Annotated in this window: 18 protein-coding genes and 2 pseudogenes; 9 read left to right on the top strand and 11 right to left on the bottom strand. The window is 68.6% G+C overall.

What is annotated here, in order from left to right; genetic code table 11:
- Positions 1 to 9: 9 nt before the first annotated feature.
- Entirely contained in the window at positions 10 to 375 is a 366-nt protein-coding gene (locus ABT245_RS00825) for a YybH family protein (protein WP_351727331.1), read from the top strand.
- A 489-nt stretch (positions 376 to 864) separates the two neighbouring features.
- Here the strand turns inward: ABT245_RS00825 and ABT245_RS00820 are convergent.
- Together ABT245_RS00820 and ABT245_RS00815 are read right to left on the bottom strand one after the other, a co-directional pair.
- Positions 865 to 1314, bottom strand: a pseudogene (locus ABT245_RS00820) (transposase family protein); the annotation flags it as partial.
- 191 nt (positions 1315 to 1505) lie between these two features.
- Entirely contained in the window at positions 1506 to 2969 is a 1464-nt protein-coding gene (locus tag ABT245_RS00815; RefSeq protein ID WP_351727330.1) for a PucR family transcriptional regulator, read from the bottom strand.
- A gap of 123 nt (positions 2970 to 3092) precedes the next feature.
- Between ABT245_RS00815 and ABT245_RS00810 the strand changes: the two genes are divergently transcribed.
- The 4 genes from ABT245_RS00810 (at position 3093) to ABT245_RS00795 (ending at position 8065) form a co-directional block, all read left to right on the top strand.
- Positions 3093 to 4469: an NAD(P)/FAD-dependent oxidoreductase gene (locus ABT245_RS00810; protein ID WP_351727328.1), complete on the top strand. Its 1377-nt coding sequence runs from the start codon at positions 3093 to 3095 to the stop codon at positions 4467 to 4469.
- A gap of 28 nt (positions 4470 to 4497) precedes the next feature.
- On the top strand, positions 4498 to 4845 hold the full coding sequence (locus tag ABT245_RS00805; protein WP_351727327.1) for a cupin domain-containing protein: 348 nt from the start codon (positions 4498 to 4500) through the stop codon (positions 4843 to 4845).
- 419 nt (positions 4846 to 5264) lie between these two features.
- Complete coding sequence (locus ABT245_RS00800) at positions 5265 to 6500, top strand: flavin monoamine oxidase family protein (protein ID WP_351727326.1); 1236 nt, start codon at positions 5265 to 5267, stop codon at positions 6498 to 6500.
- 77 nt (positions 6501 to 6577) lie between these two features.
- Positions 6578 to 8065: a peptide MFS transporter gene (locus ABT245_RS00795; RefSeq protein WP_351727324.1), complete on the top strand. Its 1488-nt coding sequence runs from the start codon at positions 6578 to 6580 to the stop codon at positions 8063 to 8065.
- Between the two features lie 55 nt (positions 8066 to 8120).
- On the opposite strand, the gene ABT245_RS00790 is transcribed toward ABT245_RS00795, so the two are convergent.
- The 4 genes and pseudogenes from ABT245_RS00790 to ABT245_RS45975 all read right to left on the bottom strand — a co-directional run bounded on the left by ABT245_RS00790 (position 8121) and on the right by ABT245_RS45975 (position 13106).
- Positions 8121 to 10673 (bottom strand): penicillin acylase family protein, encoded by a 2553-nt coding sequence (locus ABT245_RS00790; protein WP_351727759.1) that lies wholly within the window; start codon positions 10671 to 10673, stop codon positions 8121 to 8123.
- Positions 10674 to 11349: 676 nt separating this feature from the next.
- Positions 11350 to 11454 (bottom strand): annotated as a pseudogene (locus ABT245_RS00785) (enoyl-CoA hydratase/isomerase family protein); the annotation flags it as partial.
- Between the two features lie 28 nt (positions 11455 to 11482).
- Positions 11483 to 12706 (bottom strand): thiolase family protein, encoded by a 1224-nt coding sequence (locus ABT245_RS00780; protein ID WP_351727322.1) that lies wholly within the window; start codon positions 12704 to 12706, stop codon positions 11483 to 11485.
- Complete coding sequence (locus ABT245_RS45975) at positions 12699 to 13106, bottom strand: hypothetical protein (RefSeq protein WP_502982047.1); 408 nt, start codon at positions 13104 to 13106, stop codon at positions 12699 to 12701. Before ABT245_RS45975 ends, ABT245_RS00780 begins: the two co-directional genes overlap by 8 nt.
- Positions 13107 to 13244: 138 nt before the next feature.
- Here ABT245_RS45975 and paaI point away from each other — a divergent pair, with 138 nt between their 5' ends.
- Both paaI and paaK read left to right on the top strand, forming a co-directional pair.
- A complete protein-coding gene (gene paaI, locus ABT245_RS00770) occupies positions 13245 to 13637 on the top strand; it encodes a hydroxyphenylacetyl-CoA thioesterase PaaI (RefSeq protein WP_351727757.1) in 393 nt (130 codons plus the stop codon).
- The gene (gene paaK / locus ABT245_RS00765; protein ID WP_351727321.1) at positions 13634 to 14980 is read left to right on the top strand and encodes a phenylacetate--CoA ligase PaaK; all 1347 of its coding nucleotides are present in this window, start codon (positions 13634 to 13636) and stop codon (positions 14978 to 14980) included. Before paaI ends, paaK begins: the two co-directional genes overlap by 4 nt.
- Positions 14981 to 15261: 281 nt before the next feature.
- Here paaK and pdxR read toward each other — a convergent pair whose 3' ends face one another.
- Positions 15262 to 16737 carry a MocR-like pyridoxine biosynthesis transcription factor PdxR gene (gene pdxR, locus ABT245_RS00760; protein ID WP_351727756.1) on the bottom strand — a complete coding sequence of 492 codons (1476 nt, stop codon included), beginning with the start codon at positions 16735 to 16737 and terminating at the stop codon, positions 15262 to 15264.
- A 258-nt stretch (positions 16738 to 16995) separates the two neighbouring features.
- Between pdxR and ABT245_RS00755 the strand changes: the two genes are divergently transcribed.
- Together ABT245_RS00755 and ABT245_RS00750 are read left to right on the top strand one after the other, a co-directional pair.
- On the top strand, positions 16996 to 18390 hold the full coding sequence (locus ABT245_RS00755) for an MFS transporter (RefSeq protein ID WP_351727320.1): 1395 nt from the start codon (positions 16996 to 16998) through the stop codon (positions 18388 to 18390).
- A gap of 40 nt (positions 18391 to 18430) precedes the next feature.
- On the top strand, positions 18431 to 18904 hold the full coding sequence (locus ABT245_RS00750) for a hypothetical protein (protein WP_351727319.1): 474 nt from the start codon (positions 18431 to 18433) through the stop codon (positions 18902 to 18904).
- A 405-nt stretch (positions 18905 to 19309) separates the two neighbouring features.
- Here the strand turns inward: ABT245_RS00750 and ABT245_RS00745 are convergent, their stop codons facing one another.
- From ABT245_RS00745 to ABT245_RS00730, 4 genes are all read right to left on the bottom strand, one after another.
- Entirely contained in the window at positions 19310 to 20314 is a 1005-nt protein-coding gene (locus tag ABT245_RS00745; protein WP_351727318.1) for an ABC transporter substrate-binding protein, read from the bottom strand.
- 11 nt (positions 20315 to 20325) lie between these two features.
- Positions 20326 to 21042 carry an amino acid ABC transporter ATP-binding protein gene (locus tag ABT245_RS00740; RefSeq protein ID WP_351727755.1) on the bottom strand — a complete coding sequence of 239 codons (717 nt, stop codon included), beginning with the start codon at positions 21040 to 21042 and terminating at the stop codon, positions 20326 to 20328.
- Positions 21043 to 21137: 95 nt separating this feature from the next.
- On the bottom strand, positions 21138 to 22109 hold the full coding sequence (locus ABT245_RS00735) for an amino acid ABC transporter permease (protein WP_351727317.1): 972 nt from the start codon (positions 22107 to 22109) through the stop codon (positions 21138 to 21140).
- Positions 22110 to 22208: 99 nt separating this feature from the next.
- Positions 22209 to 23330, bottom strand: a complete 1122-nt coding sequence (locus ABT245_RS00730; protein ID WP_351727753.1) for a pyridoxal phosphate-dependent aminotransferase — start codon at positions 23328 to 23330, stop codon at positions 22209 to 22211.
- Positions 23331 to 23338 lie beyond the last annotated feature (8 nt).

The following is a 23338-nucleotide window of genomic DNA, read 5'->3' as shown; positions in this document are numbered from 1 at the left end:
GAGGAACCCATGCCGGAGTACGAGCAGGCCATGCGGCCCGAAGACATCACCCGCTTGTTCGTCGAGCGGTCCAACGCCGGTGACGCGTCCGGGGTCGCCGCCCTCTACGAAGAGGACGCAGTGATGGCCTACCCGCCCGGCGAGCTGACGGTCGGGCGTGAGGCGATCCGTGCGCTGTGGGAGAAGGTGCTGGCCAACGCCCCCCGCTTCGAGCCGGAACCATCCCTGCCGACGCTGATCAGCGGCGACATCGCTCTCACCTCGACCCCGCCGAAGGACGGGACCGGCGCCCGGGCGCAGGTCGTCCGGCGCCAGCCCGACGGAAGCTGGCTGCGCCTGCTCGACCAGCCCGAGTTCGTCCCACCCGCCCGCTGACCCCCTCGCCTCCCGGAGTTCGCGAGAACGGGACACGGTTGAGGGGAACGTGAGGGGCCACCCGCGCACGTCCGCGGGTGGCCCCTCAGGATCAGCCAGTCGACGCGGAGACCGTCGGTCGGTCGGGTGGGCGCGTTTAGTGATTGTCAGCCGATGGTTGCCGAGACCGACGCCGTCGAGTACGAGGGTGGCGATCTGGGCGACCGGGGCAACACCCCGGCACTGCGGTCGCAGGAAGCCGGCTGCCGGTCGGGCTGTGGGCCGGGCGCGACGCCGAGCAGCTGGCGGCCTGGCTGCGGAGGCATCCCGGCGCTGAGGCGGTCTGCCGGGACGGCTCGCTGGTTTACCGGCAGGGCATCCCCACCGACGGCGCCTCGGACGCGGTGCAGGTCAGCGGCCGCTTCCACCTGTGGCAGGGCCTGTCGCAGCGGATCGGGATGTCGCCGCCCACCGCGGTTGCCCGCCGGCACCGGCTGCCGCAGCGGGCCTGAAGTACCGTGAGTGCGACGCGCAGTAGCCGTACTGAGCCCACCCGGCCAGGTCCGAGCGCTTGGCTGTCTCGCGGGAGCAGCCACAGCCGACGGGGGTGGAGTCCACGAGCCACACGTCGTCGTTCCACAGCGAGGTGTCACGGGCCAGGATCCGGATCATGCTGGTGAGCAGTGAGGACGCGGAGCGCAGACGCTTGCTGTAGCCGGACTGCCGGGGCACGTAGGGGAACAGGCCGCGGAAGTCCCGGTCGACGCGGCGCAGCCGGCGCCGCTCGGAGGTGTAGCCGAGCAGCGCTGACATCACCGCGAGCGTGAGCAGTTCCGCATCACTGAGCATGGGCGCGATCCCGATCTTCGGGCGCCAGGGGGCCAGCCACGGCGAAGCCTTCAACTCGTCGTCGATCCGGGCATAGAGTGCCGTTGCGAGGGTGTCCAGGTCTTTCGTCACACATCGACAGTGGGCGCCCTCGCGCCATGTCCGCAGGCGAACCCTTGGACTCATTCATCTAGCCCGCACGGGGCTTCCCGGCACCTTTGAGAAACCATGGTCCCGGGAGTACCGGCGGGCGTCACGGCTGCCCAGGCCGTCCAGCCGGTGCATCGAACCGCGGCCGGCGCTTCTTCGAGCCCGCGTCGCCATCATGCGGATGTCTTCGGGCCGTTGTGGGGGAGGACTCCGATGTCGCGGGCAGCCCGCAGGGCGGACCAGAACCTGGCGATGCCCTCCGTGGACGTCGGCCTGAGCCCGGTCAGCCGCTCGATCTGCGCGATCCGGTACACCAGGGTCTGCCGGTGCACGCCCAGCGCCGACGACGCCTTGGTCCAGGAGCCGTTGTTGCGCAAGAACACATCAAGCGACGGCAGCAGGTCGCTGCCGGCCTCGCGGTCCCGTTCAAGAACCGGACCGAGCACGCGGTCCACCATCAGCCGAAGCTCCGTAAGCGACCGCGACGACAGCGCATCGAACCGGCCCGCCCCGGTGTAGTCCAGCACCGTCTGCCCGGTGTCGACGGCCCTGCCGGCGGCGGTGCGCGCCTGCAGATACGCCTCGCGCACATCCGCCCCGGGAGCCAGCGGCAGGCTGAGCCCCACATGCGCGGTGTCGCACACACTCCTGCGGAAGAGTTCCAGGCCGGTCCAGCCGGCCGGGAGCAGTGCAACCCACTCCTCGTCCATACCGGCCAGCAGCGGGACCACATCCCCGCCCAGTACGTCAAGTCCCTCCGGCCCCAGCGCCCTTGAAAGACCGTCATCGCTCTCACGCAGCACCGCCACGACCACCGGGCGGTCGCCCATCCCGCGGGCGGCCAGCTCGTAGCGCAGCTGCCCACCGCTCACACTTCCGTCCAGCGCACCCCGCAGCACCACCTCGCCCTGACGCCGCCGCTCACGGCCCGCCCGAGTCAGATACTCCAGTTCGATACCGACCAGGGCGGCCAGGTAGTGCACCAGCGAACTGTCCAGGGCACGGCGCCGGTCGGGATGCACCCGCACCTCGACGCCCGAGGGACCGGGCACGGGAACGCAGATCGGCGGCGTGCGGTCCACCTCGACACGTCCCCCCACCGCGAGCACCTCACCGTCGAGCTGCCGCACCACAGAGATCGTCCATCCGGCGCTTCGCGCGACCAGGTCGATGCGGGCCGACAGATCCGACCGCAGCCGGACCGCTTCGACGTAGACATCGAACAAGCGCCGCGCAGTCTGGATGTGATCGCGTTCCGAGCGCAGGGCGCTCTCGATGATCGTGCGGGAAAGCTCCGCGAACTGCAGGGTGAAGTCTGCCGTCAGCAACGGAACGCTGCGCTCGTCGGCGACGGCCGACATCGCCGCCGTAGGTTCCGGCGCGCCTGGCCGGGGCGCCAGCAGCAGTCCGGTGATGCCGGCATCGGCGAGCGTGGAGAACCAGACGCGCTGCGCATCGGCGTGCTCAGGCAGCCCGTCCCCGGTCGTCATCACCAGGTCCCCGGGTCTCACCCAGCTCCACGGGTCCGGGAGATCGCAGACATGCGCCCACGTGATGATCCGATCACCGCCGCCACGCCCGGCCAACATGGTGACCGCATGCTCCGGCGAGGCGATCAGCCCGTTGACAGTGATCATTTCCGCACCTCGACGTCAGAAAGAAGTGTGAACAGACTGCTGCACACTAGACGATTTGACAATCGCTTGATCCGCGCGCACACCCCAGACTCAGAGGCATCTCGATCTGAGGAGTGAGTGCACATGCCCCCAGCGGCGCCTGCTTCCACGGCCATCCCGGTGTGGGGAGCGCCCACACCCACACGATCCCCCCTGACCGGCGACCGGCAAGCCGATGTCGTCATCGTCGGCGCCGGCTACACCGGACTGTGGACGGCCTACTACCTGCTGCAGGAGGAGCCGTCCCTGAACATCGTCATCCTGGACCGGGAATCGGTCGGCTTCGGCGCTTCCGGCCGCAACGGCGGCTGGTGCTCGGCGATCTTCCCCATCTCGCTGGAGCATGTCGCCAAGGCCACCTCCCGCAGCAGCGCCACCCGCCTGCAACAGGCAATGAACGACACCGTCACCGAAGTCGCCCGCGTGGTCGGCGCAGAGGACATCGACTGCGACCTCGCCCATGACGGATTCATCGCCCTGGCGCGCAACCGTGCCCAACTCGCCCGCGTCGACGCACATCGCGCCGCCGCGGACGCGTTCGGACTGCCCGGCCAATGGCGTGTACTGTCCCGCGACGAGGCCGCGAAGCTCGTCGACGCCGACCGGGTACTCGGCGCCACCTTCACCGAACACTGCGCTGTCGTCCACCCCGGCAAACTGGTCCGCGGGCTCGCCGACCTGGTGGAACGACGCGGCGCACAGATCCACGAGAACACACCCGTACAGTTCATCGGTGCCGGATACGTCGACACCCCCCACGGGCGGGTCCGCGCACCACACGTCGTGCGCGCCACCGAGGGCTACACCCCGTCCCTGCCCGGCCAGCGACGCTCACTGGTGCCGCTGTACTCCCTCGTGCTCGCCACCGAACCACTGCCGCCCTCCCGTCTGACCGAGTTGGGACTCCGACACCGCACCGCCTTCAACGACCTGCGCAATCTCAGGGTCTACGGTCAGGTCACCGCCGACGGCCGGATCGTCTTCGGCGGCCGCGGCGCTCCCTACCACTTCAACTCCGCCGTCTCGCCCACGTTCGACACCCACCGGCGCATCCACCAGCGGATCCACCAAACCCTGCTGAGCTTCTTCCCGTCGCTGTCCGACGTCCGCATCACCCACCGCTGGGGCGGGCCGCTCGGCGTCCCGCGTGACTGGCACCCCTCCGTCGGCCTCGACCGCTCCACCGGCAATGCCTGGGCGGGGCCCTACGTCGGCGACGGCGTCGCCACCAGCAACCTCGCCGCGCGCATCCTGCGCAACCTGATTCTGCAGCGAGACGAGCCGCTCAACGACCTGCCCATCGTCAATCACCGCTCGCCGCTCTGGGAACCGGAGCCGCTGCGCTGGCTCGGGGTGAACGCGGGGCTTGTCGCCGCGGGCCTGGGCGACATCGAGGAACGTCTCACCGGCCGGCCGTCCCGCATCTCCGGCGCCCTCGAACGCCTCACCGGCGCCCACTGACCGCACACACAACCAAGGGAGAACCGCCATGCCCGCCCTGACCCTGACGCCTTCCGCCGATGTCACCGGTGTGCTCGCCGCCGCCGGTGTCCGCGCCGGCGCCGACCGCGGCAACCCTCAACTGGGCCTCCTGCCGGTCGCATCCGGCGCCGCGGGCAACGCCGGCGTCTGGGAATGCCGCCCCGGGGGATGGCCCGTCGTCGACCGCCCCGACACCGAGGTCTGCTACGTCCTGTCCGGCACAGCCGCCATCACCGACGACGCGACCGGCACCGTGCACCAGCTCACGGCCGGTGACCTGCTCGTGCTGCCCGTCGGCTGGTCCGGCCGCTGGGACGTCACCGAGACCCTGCGCAAGGTCTACGTCATCTTCTGATCCCGCTCCCACCTCTCCACCACACTGCCCGGGAGGGACACCGACATGTCCCTCCACACCGACGAGATCTACGCACACGGCACCGAACAAGTGCACTCCTTCACCCGCGGAAAGGTCCTCACCGCCCGCCGGTCGCGTCCCCAACCCCGCAGGTCGGTGCAGCCGGCGGTGTCCTGTCGTACAAAGCGACGACACCAGGGTGGACGTTCAGATATCCGTCAGATTGCTTGTGATACAGGTCATCGGCGATCGTCATAGCCAGTTCACGGCGCCGACATCCCGTTCCGAAACACCCGGAGCGCGAACCCCGCCTCGGTGTCGGTTGTACAGCGGGCCTGCGTTCACATGACGGCGCTCGTCGGCAGGTTTCCACCTGCGCGGGGGCGCCCACATCGGCCAAACGCTTGGAGGCATGAGAAATGACGTCCGGACGTCGTCACGTCGTCGTGGTCGGAGCTGGGTTCGCCGGCCTATCGGCGGCGACGGAACTGGAAGCGAGCGGAATCCGGGTCACGGTCCTTGAGGCGACGGACCGTGTCGGCGGCCGTGTGTGGTCCGTTCGGTTGCCGAACGGAGTCGTCATCGAGAGGGGAGCCGAGTTCGTCGCCGAGGCGCACGAATCCGTGGCACGGACAGCGGCGAGCCTGGGGCTTCGGCTCGTCCCTCAAGGGTGTGAGTTCGATCGCAGGCCGTCACCGGTGCACGACGTGCCTGACGACGACCAACTCCGCCAGGCGGTCGTGGAGGTGCGTGACTCGATCCTGCGACGCCTGCGGACGGGCGGCTCCGACCACTCACTCGCGGAAGCGTTTGCCGAGGTGGGGGAGACACCCGGTGGCCTCGCCGTCCGGCGGCGGCTCGCGACGTCGACCACGGTGCCCCTCGACCAGGTCAGCGCCCGGTGGTACGCCGAGGCCGGCTCGGCGAAGCGCTACGGCGCCGCACTGCGTGTGCAAGGCGGCAACGAGCGCATCGCCCGCGGCCTGGCCGCAAGGCTTCGGCAGCCGGTCGTCACCAAGGCCAGGGTCACCCGTATCGAGCGGGCCACGAGCGGGGGCATGGAGGTCGAGTGCGACGGCCGCCCGTCGCTGCGCGCTGACGGGGTCGTCCTGACGGTGCCCGTCCCCGCGCTCCGGGACCTGCACCTGCCGTCCGCGGTGTCCGCCCGCTTGGCCGGGCCTGTGAGCCGCATCGGCTTCGGGGAAGCGGCCAAGATCAGTGTTCCGCTCGCCGAACCCGGCAAGGCGACCGGGATGGAAGGTCCGAGCGGCGACTGGTGGAGCTGGACACGGCAGGGCGACGATCTCGCGCCCGAACCGGCTCTCACCGCGTTCGCGGGCGGCGCCGCGGCGATCCGAGCTCTCGACGTCGTCAGTGGTCCCACGACATGGATCGACGCGATCTCCGCAACGCGCGACGAGCCAATGCTCCGTGACGGCGCGATCCGCACACTCTGGGGCGCGAAGTCGTCGGCGCGGGGCGCGTACTCGGCACGCCTCGTCGGCTGGTCGGCGGCGGACCTCGACATCATCCAGGAGAGCCACGACGGCATCGTCCTGGCCGGGGAGCACACCGAGCGGGCCGGAGCGAGTATGAACGCCGCGCTGCGCTCGGGGCGACGGGCGGCGTTGCTGATGACACGAGAGCTTTCCTGACCGGAGTTCCTGTTCTGAACCTGATCGTGTAACTCGGGGCGCGCAGCCCTCGAAAAGGAAGGAAGGAGGGCTGGACGATGATTCCATCGCGAACTGGCACCGAGTCAGGGGACGTCAAGCTGGCCGACGGCGCAAACCCGTCGATCAGGACACAGGCTCCAGGACTGTGGAGTCTGGCCGCCACCGAACTGTGGGAGCGATTCAGCTTCTACGGACTCCAGGGCATCTTGACCTTCTACCTGCTCTACTCGGTGGCCGACGGTGGTCTGGACTTCGGCCCAGGGGTCGCAGCCAGCGTCGTGGGGGTCTACGGCGGATCGGTCTACCTGGCGCAGATCCTGGGGGCCTGGCTCGGGGACCGGGTCCTCAGCCCCCGCAATATGGTGCTCTACGGCGCCGTCGTGATCACAGCCGGACATGTGGCCTTGGCGGTGCTGAGCGGATCGTTCGGCCTGGTGACCGGGCTGAGCCTGATCGTACTGGGCACCGGCGCGCTCAAGACCAACATCACAACGATCCTCGGCATGCTGGCGAGCGCGGACAGGACACGACGGGACGTAGGTTTCTCCTACTTCTACATGGCGATCTGTATCGGAGCTGTCCTCGGCCCCCTGTTGACCGGGCTCACCCAGTCCATCGCCGGCTTCCACCTGGCCTTCGGCCTCGCCGCGATCGGCATGGTGCTGGCCCTGGCGCAGTACGTGGGGGCGATGCGGAAGCTGCCCGCGGACGCCGCCATCGTGCGCAACCCGATCAACCCCGCCGCCCTCGGAGTGCCGTTGCTGCTCGTGGCGGGTGTCATCGCGCTGCTCGTGGCGACGATCGGGACCGGGCTGGTGGCGGCCGACGAACTTTCTCTCGCTACGACGATCGTCGTCGTAGCCGTCGCAGTCATCTACTTCACGGTCTTCCTGACCTCGGCAAAGGTCACTCCGGCCGAGCGGGTGCGCGTTCGGGGCTACCTGCCGATCTTCATCGCCAGTGCGCTCTACTTCGGGTTCCTGTACCAGAAGTTCTCGACCATTCCCATCCTGATCACCGAGCGGGTCAACCTTAATGTGCTGGGTTGGTCGGTTCCGCCCCCCTGGATCACCACGGCCAGCCCGCTGGCGGCCGTCCTCGTCACTCCCGTCCTGGCGCGACTGTGGTCGCGGCTCGGTGACCGGCAGCCAGGACCGGCGAGGAAGATCGCACTGGGTCTCGCTCAGGTCGGGATCGCCTACACCCTGCTGCTCCTGATCACGATCACGACGGGGAAGACCGTGTCGCCGGTGTTCATGGTGGTCGTGATGGTGATCGCCGGATCCTCGGAGATGCTGGTCGGCCCAATCGGCCTCGCCCTGGTGACCAGAGCGGCGCCGAGCCGATTCCGGAACCAGTTTGTCGCGCTGAACTTCCTCACCCTCGCCTCAGGCTCGGCGCTCGGCGGTCTGCTGGGCACGTACTTCGTCGACGTACCGGAGGCCGTGTACTTCTCCACGGTGGGCGCTGGGGCCATGCTTCTCGGACTCGTCACATGGGTGCTCTCCCGCCGCGTCGAGCCGATGGTCGAGACCCAGGACTGACGGCACCGGTGCGGTGGATCCGGATCACATCCGGGTCCACCGCACCGGCGACCGGTCAGTACCCGACGGTCTCGGTGGACTCCAGGTGTGTGTCGACCTCGCGGTCGGTGAAGAAGGTGGGTTTGCGGCCCCAGTTGACATACATCAGCAACTGGTCCTGATAGTGACGAGCGGGCTTGCCCTCAGGGCTGATGAACGCGCTCTCACCGGGCGGCATCACGTCGTAGCCCGCGATACCGCCGCTCTTGGCCACCATGAGGTCGTTCTCCGTGCCCCGGTTCATGAACAGCGGCCCGGACAGTTCTGCTCCCTTGCCGGTCTCGGGGAACCCGAGGTAGCTGTCGGGCGAGAACACCTGTCGCGCGACAGGCGCCAGCCAGGTCGCGGGCCCACCGTTGTACTGAGCGGTCAGCGTGCGATAGGTCTCGCGCAAAGCCGTTCGGATCACATCGTTCCGGGTGTGTCCGCCCAGCAGGTCGATGTGCTGCGGCACGGTGGACGCCTTTCCGAGCAGGGCGTTGTAGAGCACCTGCGAGCCGGCCGAGATGTTCTGGCTGCCGGTGATGATCGGGGCGGCCGCCGTCGGGTATTTGGTGTCGGAGTACGCGGCATACACACTCGCCGGAAGGGTCCGGCCGAGGGTGTCGTGCAGCGCCGCAGCGAGCCAGGTCTGCATGATCGCGGTGCCCGGGCTGTCGTACCGTCCGTCGCGGCCGTTGTCGGTGTTCAGCCCGTTCCACGACCCCAGCGTTCGAGTGATCTGCCGTTCCGGGCTGTTCGCGGGCAGGTCCTGGACCGCCCGGCGGATCAGCGGCAGGAACCACTGGCGGTTGACGTCCGTCAGGGCGCCTGTCTTCATGATCTGCCACAGGTCGTCGGCGCTGACGGACTTCTTCGCCGCGAGCTGGTTCTGCAGGACGGCCACCCGGTCGGCTTGCCCCCAGGGGGTGGAGTCGGAGTTCGGGTACCCCGGGGCGGGCGAGTTGTTCCAGTTGGCCAGCCAGCCTTCGCTCGGGTTGAGGATGTGCGGGTTGCCCGTCTCGAACGGTTGGACGCCGCGCCACTCCATGTTCCCCGTGCCGTCCGCGGGGAGCCTGGTGTCCTGGTTCGCCGGACGGTCCGGGAAGTGGCCGGCGAAGACATAGCCGATGTCGCCCTGACGGTCGGTGTAGTACCAGTTGATGCTGATGGCGAGCCGCCGCGCCTGCTTCTCCCATTGCGCGTAGGTGCGGGCCTGCGTGGAGTCGACCCAGGCGAACAGTGATGACAACTCCTGGCCGGCCCAGGTGCGTTTCTTGGAGTACGCCAGGTGATGGTCGGTGTCGAAGGCGGTGACCGGACCGTGCACCGTGGAGTAGACCCGCACCGTGCGGTCCGGCTTGCCCTTGACATAAATGGTCTCGGTGCGCACGGTCATCCGGCGGTACGACCCGTCGAAGAGATAGCGGTGTGGGTCCGCCGGATCCAGGTGTTCCTGGTACATGTCCACCGTGTCACCGTTGCCGGCCGTGGCGCCCCAGGCGATTTCGGCGTTGTGCCCGAACAGCACCACCGGGTAGGCGAAGGGGGTGTTGCCGACAATGTCGAAGCCGGCGCCGTGCAGGCCGACCTCGTAGGTGTAGGAGGGGTTGTACCAGCCGAACTGCGGGCCGTTGAGCAGGAGGCTGCCCGCGCCGCGGGCACGTTTCCTGCCGACCAGCATCATGTTGGAGAAACGCGGCTGCTGCTCGGGAGCGGCGAGGGCGGTCAGTTCCGAGGTGACCTTGGCCGGCCCCTTCGGCAACAGGTGTGCGGGAGTTGCGTCGGCCTGGACGGATCCGGCGACCAGGCCATGGGGGCCGGCGGAGCCGTGGGAGGCCGGGGCGCGGTGGGCACCGGCCTGGGTCTGAAGGTCGGCGGCGGAAAGGGTGGACGGTGCGTTCGGGGCGACCTTCCAGTGGAGCTGGTCGAAGACCTGCCGACCGTGTTGTGCGCCGTACTCGGCCTGCAACTGCTGGAGTTGGGAGAGGTTGGAGAGTTCGGCGCTGTGGTCGGAGAAACGCACGTCCATGGTGCCCACGGTGACCATCGCCACGTCCAGGCCGGTCCAGTGCTGCGGGGCGAACTTGAAATCCGTGTATTCCTTGGGAAGCAGGTGGTTCCGGTCGCGGAGCACCTTGTCGATCCAGATGTTCAGGCCCGCCGCATAGCCGTCCAGGATGTGCCGGTCGCGCCGGGGGAGCGCGGTGTACTGCCGTCGGATCGAGGCGGTGTCGACGTTGCCGCGTACTGCGGCATCGAAGTCCGCGTACGCCGGGCCCATGACCTGGGAGACGGTCCCTTCGGCGCCACGCCTGGCCATGTCCAGCTGGAACAGCCGGTCCTGGGCAGCCGCGTAGCCGTAGCCGTAGAACAGCCCATAGGTCGTTCCGGCGTAGATGTTCGGGGTGCCCCAGGTGTCGCGCTTGATGGTGACCGTGCCGTGGCGCAGCGATGTGGTGGAGACGGTGGTCGTGGTGTCCTTGGCCGGGCCGGTGGAAGCCGCGGCAGGTGAGACCGCCGGCACAAGCGCAAGTGCGCACAGTCCGCCGACGAGCTGCCGGTGTCCTCTTTTTCGCGGCGAGGTCATGCGTTTCACGGGTGATGTCTGCCTTCCGTAGCTGCAGTGGACCGCTTCGGCCGGGCGCCGCCTGGCCCGATGGCAGGCAGCGGTTGCGCGCGTGGGTGGTATCTCGAAGGAGTGCCGCGCTGTCGGCGGAGTCGGACGGCCCTTGGCTTGGGGGCTGGGGCGGGAGGGGATCGGCCACGACGTGATGTGCGGCTCGGCGGGATCGCCGCCGGCCCGGGCCGTGGAGCGCCAGCACCCACCCGAACGGTCGGTCGGTACGGTGGCAGGAGTCTGGCACCGTGGCGATCGGACGTCAACGGGTTGAGACGGCCTCATACCCGATGTTCGAGGGGCGGGATCTCGCCGCGGTCCCGCGCTTCGTACGCCTGCCTGCTGCCGGCCGCGCACGGGCGCGGGCTCAAAGGAACGTTGTCCTGCCCGGTCCCTGCGCCACGAAGCAGCCACTTCGCGATCCCGGACCGGACCTCCATGGCGATCAGGCCCGCGAACCGGTCGGTCTGCACGGCCGGCCCGGTCTCGATGCGCTACGGGCATGGGCGGTCCGGCCGCGTCCGGTGACCTGGCGCGGCACCGCAGTCCTATGTCCCGGCCGTAGGCCCCGCCGCCGCGAAGGACCGCGCGATGCCGGCGCCCCTGCGGCCGCCGCCGATCACCCCGACGACTGCGGGTGCTGACGTCATGCTCGGCTTCGCTTCTCCAGGAAGCGGGTCATACGGTCCTTCTTGTCCTGGCTCTCGAACAGCACGGCCTGGGCCAGGTCGTCCGCGACCGGGTGGGCGCCGAGACCCGTTCCTCGTAGGGCGTGCCGCTCAGACCCGTTCCACCAGCATCGCGACGCCCTGGCCGACGCCGACGCACAGCGTCGCAAGACCCCGGCGGGCGTCCTCTCGCTCCAGCCGCCCGAGGAGCGTGAGCAGGATGCGCGCGCCCGAGCAGCCGAGTGGGTGGCCCAGCGCGATGGCGCCGCCGTCTGCATTGACCTTCCCCTCCTCCAGCTTCAGACGGCGCATCACGGCCAGCGCCTGCACGGCGAACGCCTCGTTGAGTTCCACCGCGTCGAGGTCGCCGGTCTGCCATCCGGCCCGGGCCAGGGCCGTCTCGGTGGCGGGCACCGGTCCGAGACCCATGATGTTCGGCTGGACGCCGGCCGAGGCGGAGGCGACGATCCGGGCTCGAGGGGTGAGCCCGTACCGCTCGACGGCCGACGCGCTCGCCACCACCAGCGCGGCGGCGCCGTCGGACAGCGATGAGGAGGAGCCGGCCGTGACGACGCCGTCCTTGCGGAAGACGGTGCGCAGCGTGCCGAGCTTGTCCAGCGTGGTGGAGGGGCGCGGTCCCTCGTCGCGGGTGATCTCGCCGCCCTGCACCGGAACCGGCACGATCTCGCGGTCGAAGTGCCCCGCCGCCTGCGCCGCGACGGCCCGCTGGTGGCTGCGCAGGGCGAACGCGTCGGACTCGGCGCGGGTGATGCCGTCCAGCGCGGCGACCTCCTCGGCGGTCTCGCCCATCGACAGGGTCACCTTCACGGCCTGCGGACCGGCGTCGGCGGGTACGGCCCGGTCGTCGGCGGCGAAGCGCGGGTTGGTGAAACGCCAGCCCAGGGATGTGTCGAACACCGCACCCGGCTTGGCCCAGGGGGTGCCGGGTTTCTCCATCACCCACGGGGCCCGGGTCATCGACTCCACACCGCCGGCGACGACCAGGCCCGCCTCGCCGGCGCGGATCGCCTGGGCGGCGGAGGCGACGGCCGTCAGACCCGAGGCACACAGCCTGTTGACGGTGTAGCCGGGCACACTGTGCGGGAGTCCGGCCAGCAGCACGGCCATGCGCGCCACGTCCCGGTTGTCCTCACCGGCCTGGTTGGCGGCGCCCAGGATCACCTCGTCCACGGCGTCCGCCGGAATTCCGGCGCGGCGCACGGCCTCGCCGACCACGAGGGCGGCCAGGTCATCGGGGCGTACACAGGCCAGGGCGCCGCCGTAACGGCCCTGCGGAGTACGGACTCCGTCGATCAGATAGACCTCGTCAGGCATGGGCGGGCTCCTCGACGGTGACGGGGCGGTGCGACCGGAGCGTGGCGAACCGGCCGGTGACGAAGGCGGCGGCTTCCCCGGCGGCGGCCGGCACCGCCTCGCTCGTGGAGGGGACGGCGGCGGTCAGCGCGCCGTGCGTGCGCACCGTCGCGCGGAAGACACCGAGGCTGTGCTCGGTGGAGCCGGTGCCGATGCCGAAGGAGAGCGGACCGGACCACTCCCTGGTGTACACGGCGGCCACCGCCGCGTTCGGCGCGACGCGCGGGTGGTCGATCCCGAGCGGGAAACCATACGGATACGGCGTCCCGTGCTTGCGCAGTGCGGTCGCGGTCACCGCCTGCTCCAGCGGTGTGCGATGGCGCGCGAAGACATCGGGGCTCTGCGGGCCCTTCTGCGGCATGTGTTCCACCTCTTGACAGGCCGTGGGCTGGCTGAATTACTTGGCCACGGCGCACGCTAACCGAATGTTCGGTCGGTATACAAGGTGGTAGAAACAGTGACGCAAACCACTGAATCGGCATCGGACCCCGTCGCGTTGATGTTCTCCGCGGACCAGGCGTCCCGGCGGCTCGGCATCGAACTCCTGGAGTACGGCGAGGGGACCGCCGTGCTCCGCATGACCGTGACGGCGTCGATGGTCAACGGGCACGGGATCGCCCACGGCGGCTACCTGTTCCTCTTCGCCGACACCGCTTTCGCGTGTGCCTGCAACAGCCGCGGCCCCGTGACCGTCGCCGCCGGGGCCGACATCCAGTTCATCGCCCCCGCGTACGAGGGCGATGTCGTGACGGCCACTGCCGTGGAGCGCACCCGATTCGGCCGCAGCGGCATTTATGACGTGAGCGTGCTGCGCGGTGACGAGGTGATCGCGGAGTTCCGCGGCCGCAGCCGCAGCATCAGGAGTACGAAGAACAAGGAGTCGCAGCCATGACCAGCGAGCCGGAGATCCCCGCGCCGTCCGCCGCCCGCCGCGGGGACCCTCTGCCCGATGACCTGTTCGACGACGGCGAGCGGCTGTCCCCTGAGGAACTGCGAGACCTCCAGCTGCGCCGGCTGCGCGCGACTCTGCGGCACGCCTACGACAACGTCGAGCTGTACCGCAAGAAGTTCGACAAGGCCGGCATCACACCCGAGGACTGCCGCACCCTTGAGGACCTGGCTCGCTTCCCCTTCACGACCAAGGCCGATCTGCGCGACACCTATCCCTTCGGCATGTTCGCCGTCCCCATGGACCGCGTCCGCCGCCTCCACGCCTCCAGCGGCACCACGGGCCGTCCCGTCGTGGTCGGCTACACCGAGAACGACCTGTCGACCTGGGCCGATGTCGTCGCCCGCTCGATCCGCGCGGCCGGTGGCCGCCCCGGCCACAAGGCACACATCTCCTACGGCTACGGCCTGTTCACCGGCGGTCTCGGCGCACACTACGGAGCCGAACGGGCCGGGTGCACCGTGATTCCCGCCTCGGGTGGCATGACCGCACGGCAGGTGCAGATCATCCAGGACTTCCAGCCCGAGATCATCATGGTCACCCCGTCCTACATGCTCACGCTGCTCGACGAGTTCGAGCGGCAGGGCGTGGACCCGCGCTCCACCTCGCTGAAGGTGGGCATCTTCGGCGCGGAACCGTGGACGGAGGAGATGCGCCGCGAGATCGAGGAGCGCATGGACATCCACGCCGTCGACATCTACGGTCTGTCGGAGGTGATGGGTCCCGGCGTCGCCCAGGAGTGTGTGGAGACCAAGGACGGCCCGCATGTGTGGGAGGACCACTTCTACCCCGAGATCGTCGATCCGTTCACGGACGAGGTCCTGCCCGGGGGCGAGGAGGGCGAACTGGTCTTCACCTCCCTCACCAAGGAAGCCCTGCCGATCATCCGCTACCGCACCCGCGACCTGACCCGGCTGCTACCCGGCACCGCCCGGCCGGCCTTCCGCCGGATCGAGAAGATCACCGGCCGCTGCGACGACATGATCATCCTGCGCGGAGTGAACGTCTTCCCTAGTCAGATCGAAGAGATCGTGCTGCGCACCCCGGGCGTAGCCCCTCATTTCCAGATCGAGCTGTCCCGGCGTGAGCGGATGGACCATATGACCGTCCTTGTCGAGGCCCGCACCAGCACGCCTGCCGACCAGCGGGAAGCCGCCGCCCACGCGATCGCCAGGGGCATCAAGGACGGCGTGGGTGTGACCGTGGACGTCACGATCGTCGACCCGGACACCCTGGAGCGTTCGCTCGGCAAGCTCCGCCGCGTGAAGGACCGGCGCGAGCGCTGATCCCGCTTCTGCCACCTGCCCGATGAGCAGACCGACGTACGAGCCCCCCGCCGGCCGCCGCGAATGCCAGGCCCGGGACCGCGACGCCCCCTCTCCCGGCGGCGACGGCCGCCGACGCCGCCACGGAAAAAAGGAATGCAGAAACGATCCGGTCCTGGCACCCCTCACCGCGCCAGAGGGCCGGCGGCGCCGGGCAATGGGCCCCGGAAGGCTGCGCTGCCGTACGGATCTTTGAGGCGCTCTCGGCACTCGGGTGGCTCACTTCGCCCCTGACTGATCAATCATGGCTGCGACGGGCCATCGGGCCGCGAGTCCTCTCGGTTCCTTTGAGTACTGCCGCAGATCTCCCGCCAGGCTCGGGCCAGCTCCTGCACGCCCGAGACGATGAGGTTCTCCGTCATATTCGCGTAGCCGAGGACGAGTGTGGGCCGGGACTGCGGCGGATCGACGAGCCGGTACGGAGCCAGACCGAGCACGGAGACCGATCGGCGCGCCGCTTCCGCCACCAGGCGGCCTTCCGAGCACCCATGCGGAAAGCGCGCAAGGAGATGCAGCCCTGCGGGGGCCGAAGAAACCTCGACATCGTCGAGTTCGGCGTGCAATGCGGAGATGAGAGCCCGGCGTCGGCGGTCGTACTTCGGCCGGGTACGCCGTAGGTGACGGTCGAGCGTGCCCGTCGTGATGAGGTATGTCATCGACAGCTGTTCCAGGGCCGGAACACCCAGATCGAACGAGGCACGGATGGTGCTGACGCAAGGTGTCATCCACGCCGGCGTGACCATCCACCCCAACCGCAGCGCCGGGCTGAGGATCTTGCTGGTGGTCCCCAGATACACGACTCGGTCCGGTGCGTCGGGCTGGAGCGCGGGTCGGGAGCGTCGGCCGTAGGAGAACTCGGCATCGTAGTCGTCCTCGATGATCACGGCGTCTCGCGCCTGGGCCCACCGCAGCAGTTCGGTACGGCGAGCCTGCGACATGACGGCCCCGAGGGGAAACTGATGCGCGGGTGTCACGACCACGGCACGGACATCCGGGTGCTCCCACAGCTCGGAGACACAGACGCCGTCGTCGTCGACTCCGATCGGTACGAGTCGCAGACCGGCCGCCGCCAGCGGGGGCCGCACCATGTCCCAGCTGGGATCTTCCACGGCTATGGACCGGTGGCCTTCGCCGGCCAGCGTGTGTGCGAGAAGGCTGAGCGACTGCACGGTACCGCTGCAGGCATGGATGTCGTGAGCGTCGGCCACTACACCCCGCACCCGGGCAAGACGCTGCGACAGCGCCTCTCGGAACTGCGGGATTCCATTCGGGGCGTTGTACCGGAACTCGTCCCGTGAGGCCGTAGACATGACATGGCGAACGGCGCTGGACCACTCCGATCGGGGAAACATACTGAGATCGGCAACGCCCGCGGTGAAGTTGAACCGATGCTGCGGAGGCTGCTGCCGCGGCACGCTCGTGGAGACGGGAGGCTGCGACACGTTCGCCACCACGGTTCCGGAGCCGCGCCGGGACCGGAGGAAACCTTGCGCGGCCAGCCGCTCGTAAGCGCTCACCACAACCGACCGCGAGCAAGCGAGTTCGTCCGCGAGCGCCCGCGATGGCGGCATCCGGGAGCCGGGAGAGAGACGACCGCTCTGGATCGCCTGCCTGATCGATTCCTCGACTTGCGCTGCCTTGGTCTGCCGGCGCGGGACGCTTGCTTGGCTGAGATCCAGGAGCAGCTCAGCTGCCCAATGCGGAGCACCTGTACCCATGCAGCGATTGCACCTCTCCCGAAACAGAAACACGAGCGAACGACCGCGAAGCCGGACAGCGAGCGTAACCCACGGCTTCCGGCACACACCGGGGCCGAGGGCACCCAGGTGATTGGACCGTCGTCTCACCAGCGAATTGGACCGGTCGGCCCCGCAATGCGCGGCTAGCATCTGTCAGCCACAGGGGGCAAGAAGGCGAATGCCCCCACGCTCGGGACTCGTCTCGTATCTGCGTTGACACCCAGCCATGGAGCGCACATGAGTTCATTCGCTATGACAGACCTGTCTCCTAGACCGGGTTTTTACACAAGGCTGCTCATCGCCTGTTGTGGCGGACCCTTCCTGGACGGTTACGTCATGAGTATCATCGGCGTCGCCATGACCGGCGTCGTGAAGGAGTTCGCTCCCACCACGTCCGAGATCGGGCTGATCGGCGCCTCAGCGCTGATCGGTATGTTTCTCGGCGCCAGCGTCTTCGGCTATCTCACCGACCGCGTCGGTCGGAAGAAGATGTACGCGCTCGATCTGACGGTCCTCGTCGGGGCCTGCGCGCTGAGCGCGTTCGTGGAGCAGCCGTGGCAACTGATTGTCCTGCGCTTCGTGATGGGGGCGGCGGTCGGCGCCGACTATCCGATCGCGACATCGCTGTTGACCGAACTCTCGCCGACACGCAAACGCGGCACGATGGTCGGGATGGCCGCAGTCGCTTGGAATGCGGGTGCTGCGGCGGCCTACCTGGTCGGCGGGCTGGTCATGGGACTCTTTGGCGGCTATGACCAGTGGCGCTGGCTACTGTTCTCCAGCGCCGTTCTGGGGGCGATCGTCATCCTGATGCGTCACGGCATCCCCGAGTCACCGCGTTGGCTGCTGAGTAACGGCCGGGTCGCGGACGCGGAGAAGGCGGCCCAGAAGATATACGGGACGAAGTTCAGCCTGGACGGGATGCGCGGCACCGTCCCGCAACCCGTTGAAGTCGACCTCAGGATCTTCCTGCACGGCACCTATCTGCGTCGCCTCATCATGTGTATCGCCTTGTACATCGCCGTGGTGGCGCCGATGTATGCGTTGCTGACGTTTCTGCCCACCATTCTGTCCGGGTTCGGTGTCGCCGCCGAGGGCGTCAGCGGCATCGTCATCGAAACCGTCGTCATCGGGCTGTTGCTCATCGGCTCGCTCCCGGCGGTGGTCCTGGTCGAGAAGTGGGGGAGGCGCCCGCTCACCGTGATCCCACTGGGCCTGATGGTCATCCCGCTCGCCGGTCTATGGCTGTGGGCAGGCGGGCCGCTCTGGTTCACTGTCTTCGCCTTCTGCGCCTACATGTTCATCTCCGGCGGACCGGGAATCCTCGTGTGGATCTACCCGAACGAGCTGTTTCCCACCGAGGTTCGTGCGACCGCCGTCGGTATTGCCGCCGCATTCAGCCGGCTGGGGTCGGCTGCCGGGACATACCTGCTTCCGTTGAGTATCGCCTCGCTGGGCACCGGCACCACCATGCTTTTCGGTGCGCTGCTGACCGGTGGGGCGTTCCTCATCTGCTGTGCGCTGGCTCCGGAGACGAAAGGCCAGTCGCTGGAGGCCACATCAGCGGGATCCGAGGACGCAAAGAAAGGAGCGGACCGCGAGCCTCTGCGGTTCGACTCGGACCTTATCTAGCCCATCATCTGGCTGACAACAGAAAGAATTGAGAAACGCAATGAGCATTGATCCATCGGCTGTATGGGCGCGCATGAAGATGCGGGTGTGGCCGGAACGCTACTGGCTGCTGGCACTGACCGAGTCGACTGCGGCTGCCGCTGCAGAGGTGATGCTCCGAAGCACCGGAACGTACTGCTGCCTGATACGCGACCAAGCGGGAATCTCCATGGTCGTCGATGAAGCCGGTTCTGCGGTCGCCGACGAACTGGCACATGTGCAGGCCCGCTTCGGCCCCTTCAGGATTGTGTCCACCGACGGCGAACTCCCCTTCGACGTCGTAGGTTTCCTGCGGCCGGTTCTTGAAGTCCTGAACAGTGCCGGCATCAAGGCCGGACCCATCTGTGCGACCGGCCATGACCACCTCTTCATCTACGAAAAGGACATCGAACAAGCGGAGGCAATCATCGACGAGTTCATCGCGACATCGCGGCAGGAATCGTCCTCTCTCCAGGACGACACCACAGACGACTGACCCCTATGCGGGGGTCGGCGGCCCTTGGGATGGAGCACCGGTCAGCCGGCGGAAGGAACGCCATTGGGCCGGCGGCCGCGAGCGCCGCCGGCGGCTAGCGGGCGCGGTCGGCGGTCGACCTCGCAGAGCGCGTCGTCCCTGGCTGGGCCATCGACGCCGGTGTCGCGCCGCACGGTGTCCGGCTGACCCGACCACAGGACGAGACATCCGGCGCCGGGCTTGCGCCCGTGGTCGGCGAGGTGGTGTTCACCGGGAGCCGGCACGGGAAGCAGCCGATCCCCCGCGGGGAGCGGAGCGGCTCCAGGTGGCGGGGGCGGCCGGTGGCGCTGAGGTGTCCGTCGGCCCAGAGGCGGGACTGACCCGGGCCAGGACGGTGTCCGGGTCAGACGTTCCGTGTTCGAGCGCTCACTTCTTCTCGATCGGCAGGCCGGGCGGGTTGAGCAGCGAGGTGCTCACCCCGTCGCTGGTGAGATCCCAGCGGGCCAGGATCTTCCCGTAGACGCCCTTCTTGATCAGGTAGTTGATCGCGTCGTTGAGCGGCTTGCCGAGACCGTTGCCCTTCTTGGTGGTCGCGGCGATCAGGCCCTCCAGGTTCTTCCCGGATCCGATGATCTCGCCGACGACCTGGGTCTGGCCGGAGACACTGGCGTGGTACTGGGCCTCGGGGTTGGGATGGAGATAGGCGTCGATCTGGCCGGACTGGAGGGCCAGATAGACGGCCGATTCGTCCTGGTAGTACTTCACGTTGATGGGCTTGCGGCCCGCCTTGACGTTCTGGGCGCTCCAGTCCAGCAGGGCCTTTTCCTCACTGGTCCCGGTGGGCACGGCGATGGTCTTGCCCGCCACGTCCTTGGGGCCGGTGACGTGCCACGTCGCGCCCTTCTTGGCCTCGAACGCCTGCGCGTCCTTGCGGTAGGTGGCCATGTCGTACTTCTGCTTGCGCAGTTCGGTGACGGTGATGTTGGTGACGCCGACGTCGTACTTGCCGCTGTCCAGACCGACGAAGACCTGCTCGAAGGAGACCGGGTTGTAGTGCACCTTGAGGCCGAGCACCGAGGCGATCGCGTACGCCATGTCCGTTTCCACGCCGATGAGGGTCTTGTTGTCCGTGGCGAAGAAGGTGAGCGGTGCGGTGCTCCCCTTGGAGTTGCCGATTTCGAGGGTGCCCCGGGACCGGATGGCCGCGGGCACCTCAGCGGCGATGGAGTCGTCCTTGGGCGCTGAGTAGCGGTTCTGGTCGGGGCTGGTGTTGAAGGACACCTTGGATGCCGATGCGGATGCGGACGCGTCCTTGGCGGGGCCGCCGCAGGCGCTCAGGGTGAGCGCGGCGGCGACGGCCAGGGTGGTGAACGCGGTGACCTTGGGGCGGATGAGCACGGACACGGTGGTGCTGCCTTTCAGGAGAATCAAGAGAAGCGGGGTCAGAGGACCTTCGAGAGGAAGGCGCGGGTGCGCTCGTGCCGGGGGGAGTCGAGCACATCGGCCGGTGCCCCCTGCTCGACGATCCGGCCGCCGTCCATGAAGACCACGGTGTCGGCGACCTCACGGGCGAAGCCGATCTCATGGGTGACGACGATCATGGTGGTGCCGGCGCGTGCCAGATCCTTGATCACGTCCAGCACCTCGCCGACCAGTTCCGGGTCGAGGGCAGAGGTGGGCTCGTCGAAGAGCAGCACCTTGGGTTCCAGAGCGAGCGCGCGAGCGATGGCGATGCGCTGCTGCTGGCCGCCGGACAGCTGGCCGGGGTAGGCGGTCACCTTGTCGCGCAGACCGACGCGCTCCAGCAGCCGCTCGGCGCGTTCCTGGGCCCGGGCCCGCGGCACGCCCAGGGCGGAGACGGGTGCCTCGACCAGGTTGTCCAGGACCGTGAGGTGCGGGAAGAGATTGAAGTTCTGGAACACGAAGCCGATGTGGGTGCGCTGGCGCAGCACCTCGCGCTCACGCAGCTCGTGCAACCTGTCGCCGACCCGCCGGTAGCCGATCAGTTCGCCGTCGATGGTGACGGTGCCGCGCTTGACCTTCTCCAGGTGGTTGATGCAGCGCAGCAGGGTGGACTTGCCGGATCCGGACGGGCCCAGCACGACGGTCACCTCGCCGGCCCGGACCCGGAGATCGACTCCCTTGAGCACCTCGGCCATGCCGTAGTTCTTGTGGACGTCGCGTATGTCGACGACAACCCGGGCGGGATCGGCCGCGGCCTTGTGGGCACGGTCGGCGGAAGGCGATTTCGCGGTCACCGCAGGGTCCCTTCTTCCGCGGCAGCCGCGCGGAAATTGCCGATGGCGAGGCGCACCCGCTCGATGGGGGTCGGCGGCAGCGCGCGCGCAGTGCCCTTGGCGTAGCGCCGCTCGACGTAGTACTGGAAGATCGACAGGAGGGTCGTCAGCAGGACGTACCAGGCGGTCGCGACGAGCAGCATGGGTACGACACGTGAGGTGCGTCCGTAGATGACCTGGACGGTGTAGAACAGCTCCATGATCGCCATCACGGAGACGATCGAGGTGTTCTTGAACAGCGAGATCAGCTGGTTGGCCGCGTTGGGCGCGATGGTCCGCATGGCTTGTGGCAGCACGATGCGCACCAGCTGACGACGCTTGGGGATCCCCAGCGCGGCGGCGGCTTCCAGCTGGCCCTGGCTGACGGACAGCACTCCCGCACGGACGATCTCCGAGGCGAAGGCGGCCTCGTTGACCGAGAGCGCGATGACGGCCGCACTCACCGAACTGACCAGATTGGTGGTGCTGAAGGAGAAGAACTCCGGCCCGAACGGTACTCCGATGCTCAGACGCGAGTACAGGTAGGAGATGTTGAACCAGAAGAGCACCTGTACCAGCAGCGGCACGGAGCGCACGACCCAGACGTAGCCGTAGGCGGTCACCCGCAGCAGGGGATTGGGGGAGAGCCGCATGAAGGCCAGCGCTATGCCGCCCGCGAAACCCGCCAACGCGGCGTAGAAGGTCAGCTCGATGGTCAGCCATACGCCGTGCAGAACGCTGGGGTCGAAGAAGTACTGCCGGAACGTCACCCATTCCAGGCCGGGGTTGGTGGCCAGGGCGTGCACCAACTGCGCCACCAGGACGAGGGCGACGGCCACGGCCACCCATCGGCCGGGGTACCGGACGGGGACGATCTTGGAAGGCTTGGACTGCTCGGCATCGCTGCCCGGTGGTGCGAGCGCGGCTTTGCCGTCAGTGGCAGAGGTCATGATGACGTCTCCGATTCAGCGGTGAGTTCGGGTAGCCGGGCAGACGGAGCATGCGGAGGAACACGGTGCGGGAGACCAACGGGTGGTCGGGTGAGCGCATCAGCCGGCCCGGCCGTCGAGGAGCTTGGCCATGGTGGACAGTCCGCAGCGCAGGTTTTCCTCCGCGATGGCGAAACTCAGCCGCAGATGCCCCGGAGCCCCGAAGGAAGCACCGGGCACCGTGATGACACCGGAGTCCAGGAGGCGGTCGGCCACGGTGACGTCGTCGGGGCCGAACCCGCGGATGTCGGGGAAGACGTAGAACGCGCCGTCGGGGGGCGTCCGGAACAGCCCGAGAGGTTCCAGCACGACCTGACAGATCTTCAGCCGGTCGCGGAGGATCGCCCGGAATCCGGCCGTCACATCCGGTCCGGTGAGGGCGGCGAGGGCGGCCGCCTGCGCGATGCGGCTGACGTTCGAGGTGGTGTGGGACTGGACGGCGGCAGCCGCGTCGATGACCTTCGCCGGCCCCGACATCCAGCCCACCCGCCAGCCCGTCATGGCGTAGGACTTGGACACGCTGCCGACCGTGATGAGCCGGTCGCTCACCCCGGGCTCGACCCGGGCCGGCGCGGGAACGGGCCGGAAGCCGAGGTCGACGTAGGTCTCGTCCGAGACGATCCAGATGCCGTGCTTCGCCGCCCACGCCAGGAGCGCGCGCAGCTCCGGCTCGTCGTATACCAGTCCTGTCGGGTTGTTCGGTGAGCACAGCACCATCGCCCGGGTGGACGGGGTCCGCGCTGCCTCCAGGTGGTCCGGGGTGACCTTCAGCTCGCCGGCGGACGGCTGGACGATCACCGGACTACCGCCGGCCAGCCGGACCGAGGACGGGAAGGTCACCCAGTACGGCGCCGGTATCAGGACCTCGTCCCCAGGCTCCAGCAGCGCCATGAACGTGTTGAACAAGGCCTGCTTGGCACCATTGGTGACCAGGACGTTCGAGTCGTCGAGTGGTCTCGTGGCCCTCGGGCCGAGCCGGTCGGCGATCGCCTGGCGCAGGCCCCTCTCGCCACCGGTCGGCCCGTAGTGGTGGTTCTCCGGCCTGCCGGCGGCGTCAATGGCCGCGGCGACGATGTGGGCGGGGGTCGGCAGGTCGAGTTCGCCTGCCGAGAAGTCGAAGACTTGGACGCCCGCACGGCGCAGTCTCGCGGCGCGTTGGCGCAAGGCGGCGGTCGGCGACATGGTGACCA

The organism is Streptomyces sp. NPDC001508, assembly GCF_040298665.1.
Taxonomy (GTDB): domain Bacteria; phylum Actinomycetota; class Actinomycetes; order Streptomycetales; family Streptomycetaceae; genus Streptomyces.
This window is presented reverse-complemented; position numbering and strand designations above follow the sequence as displayed.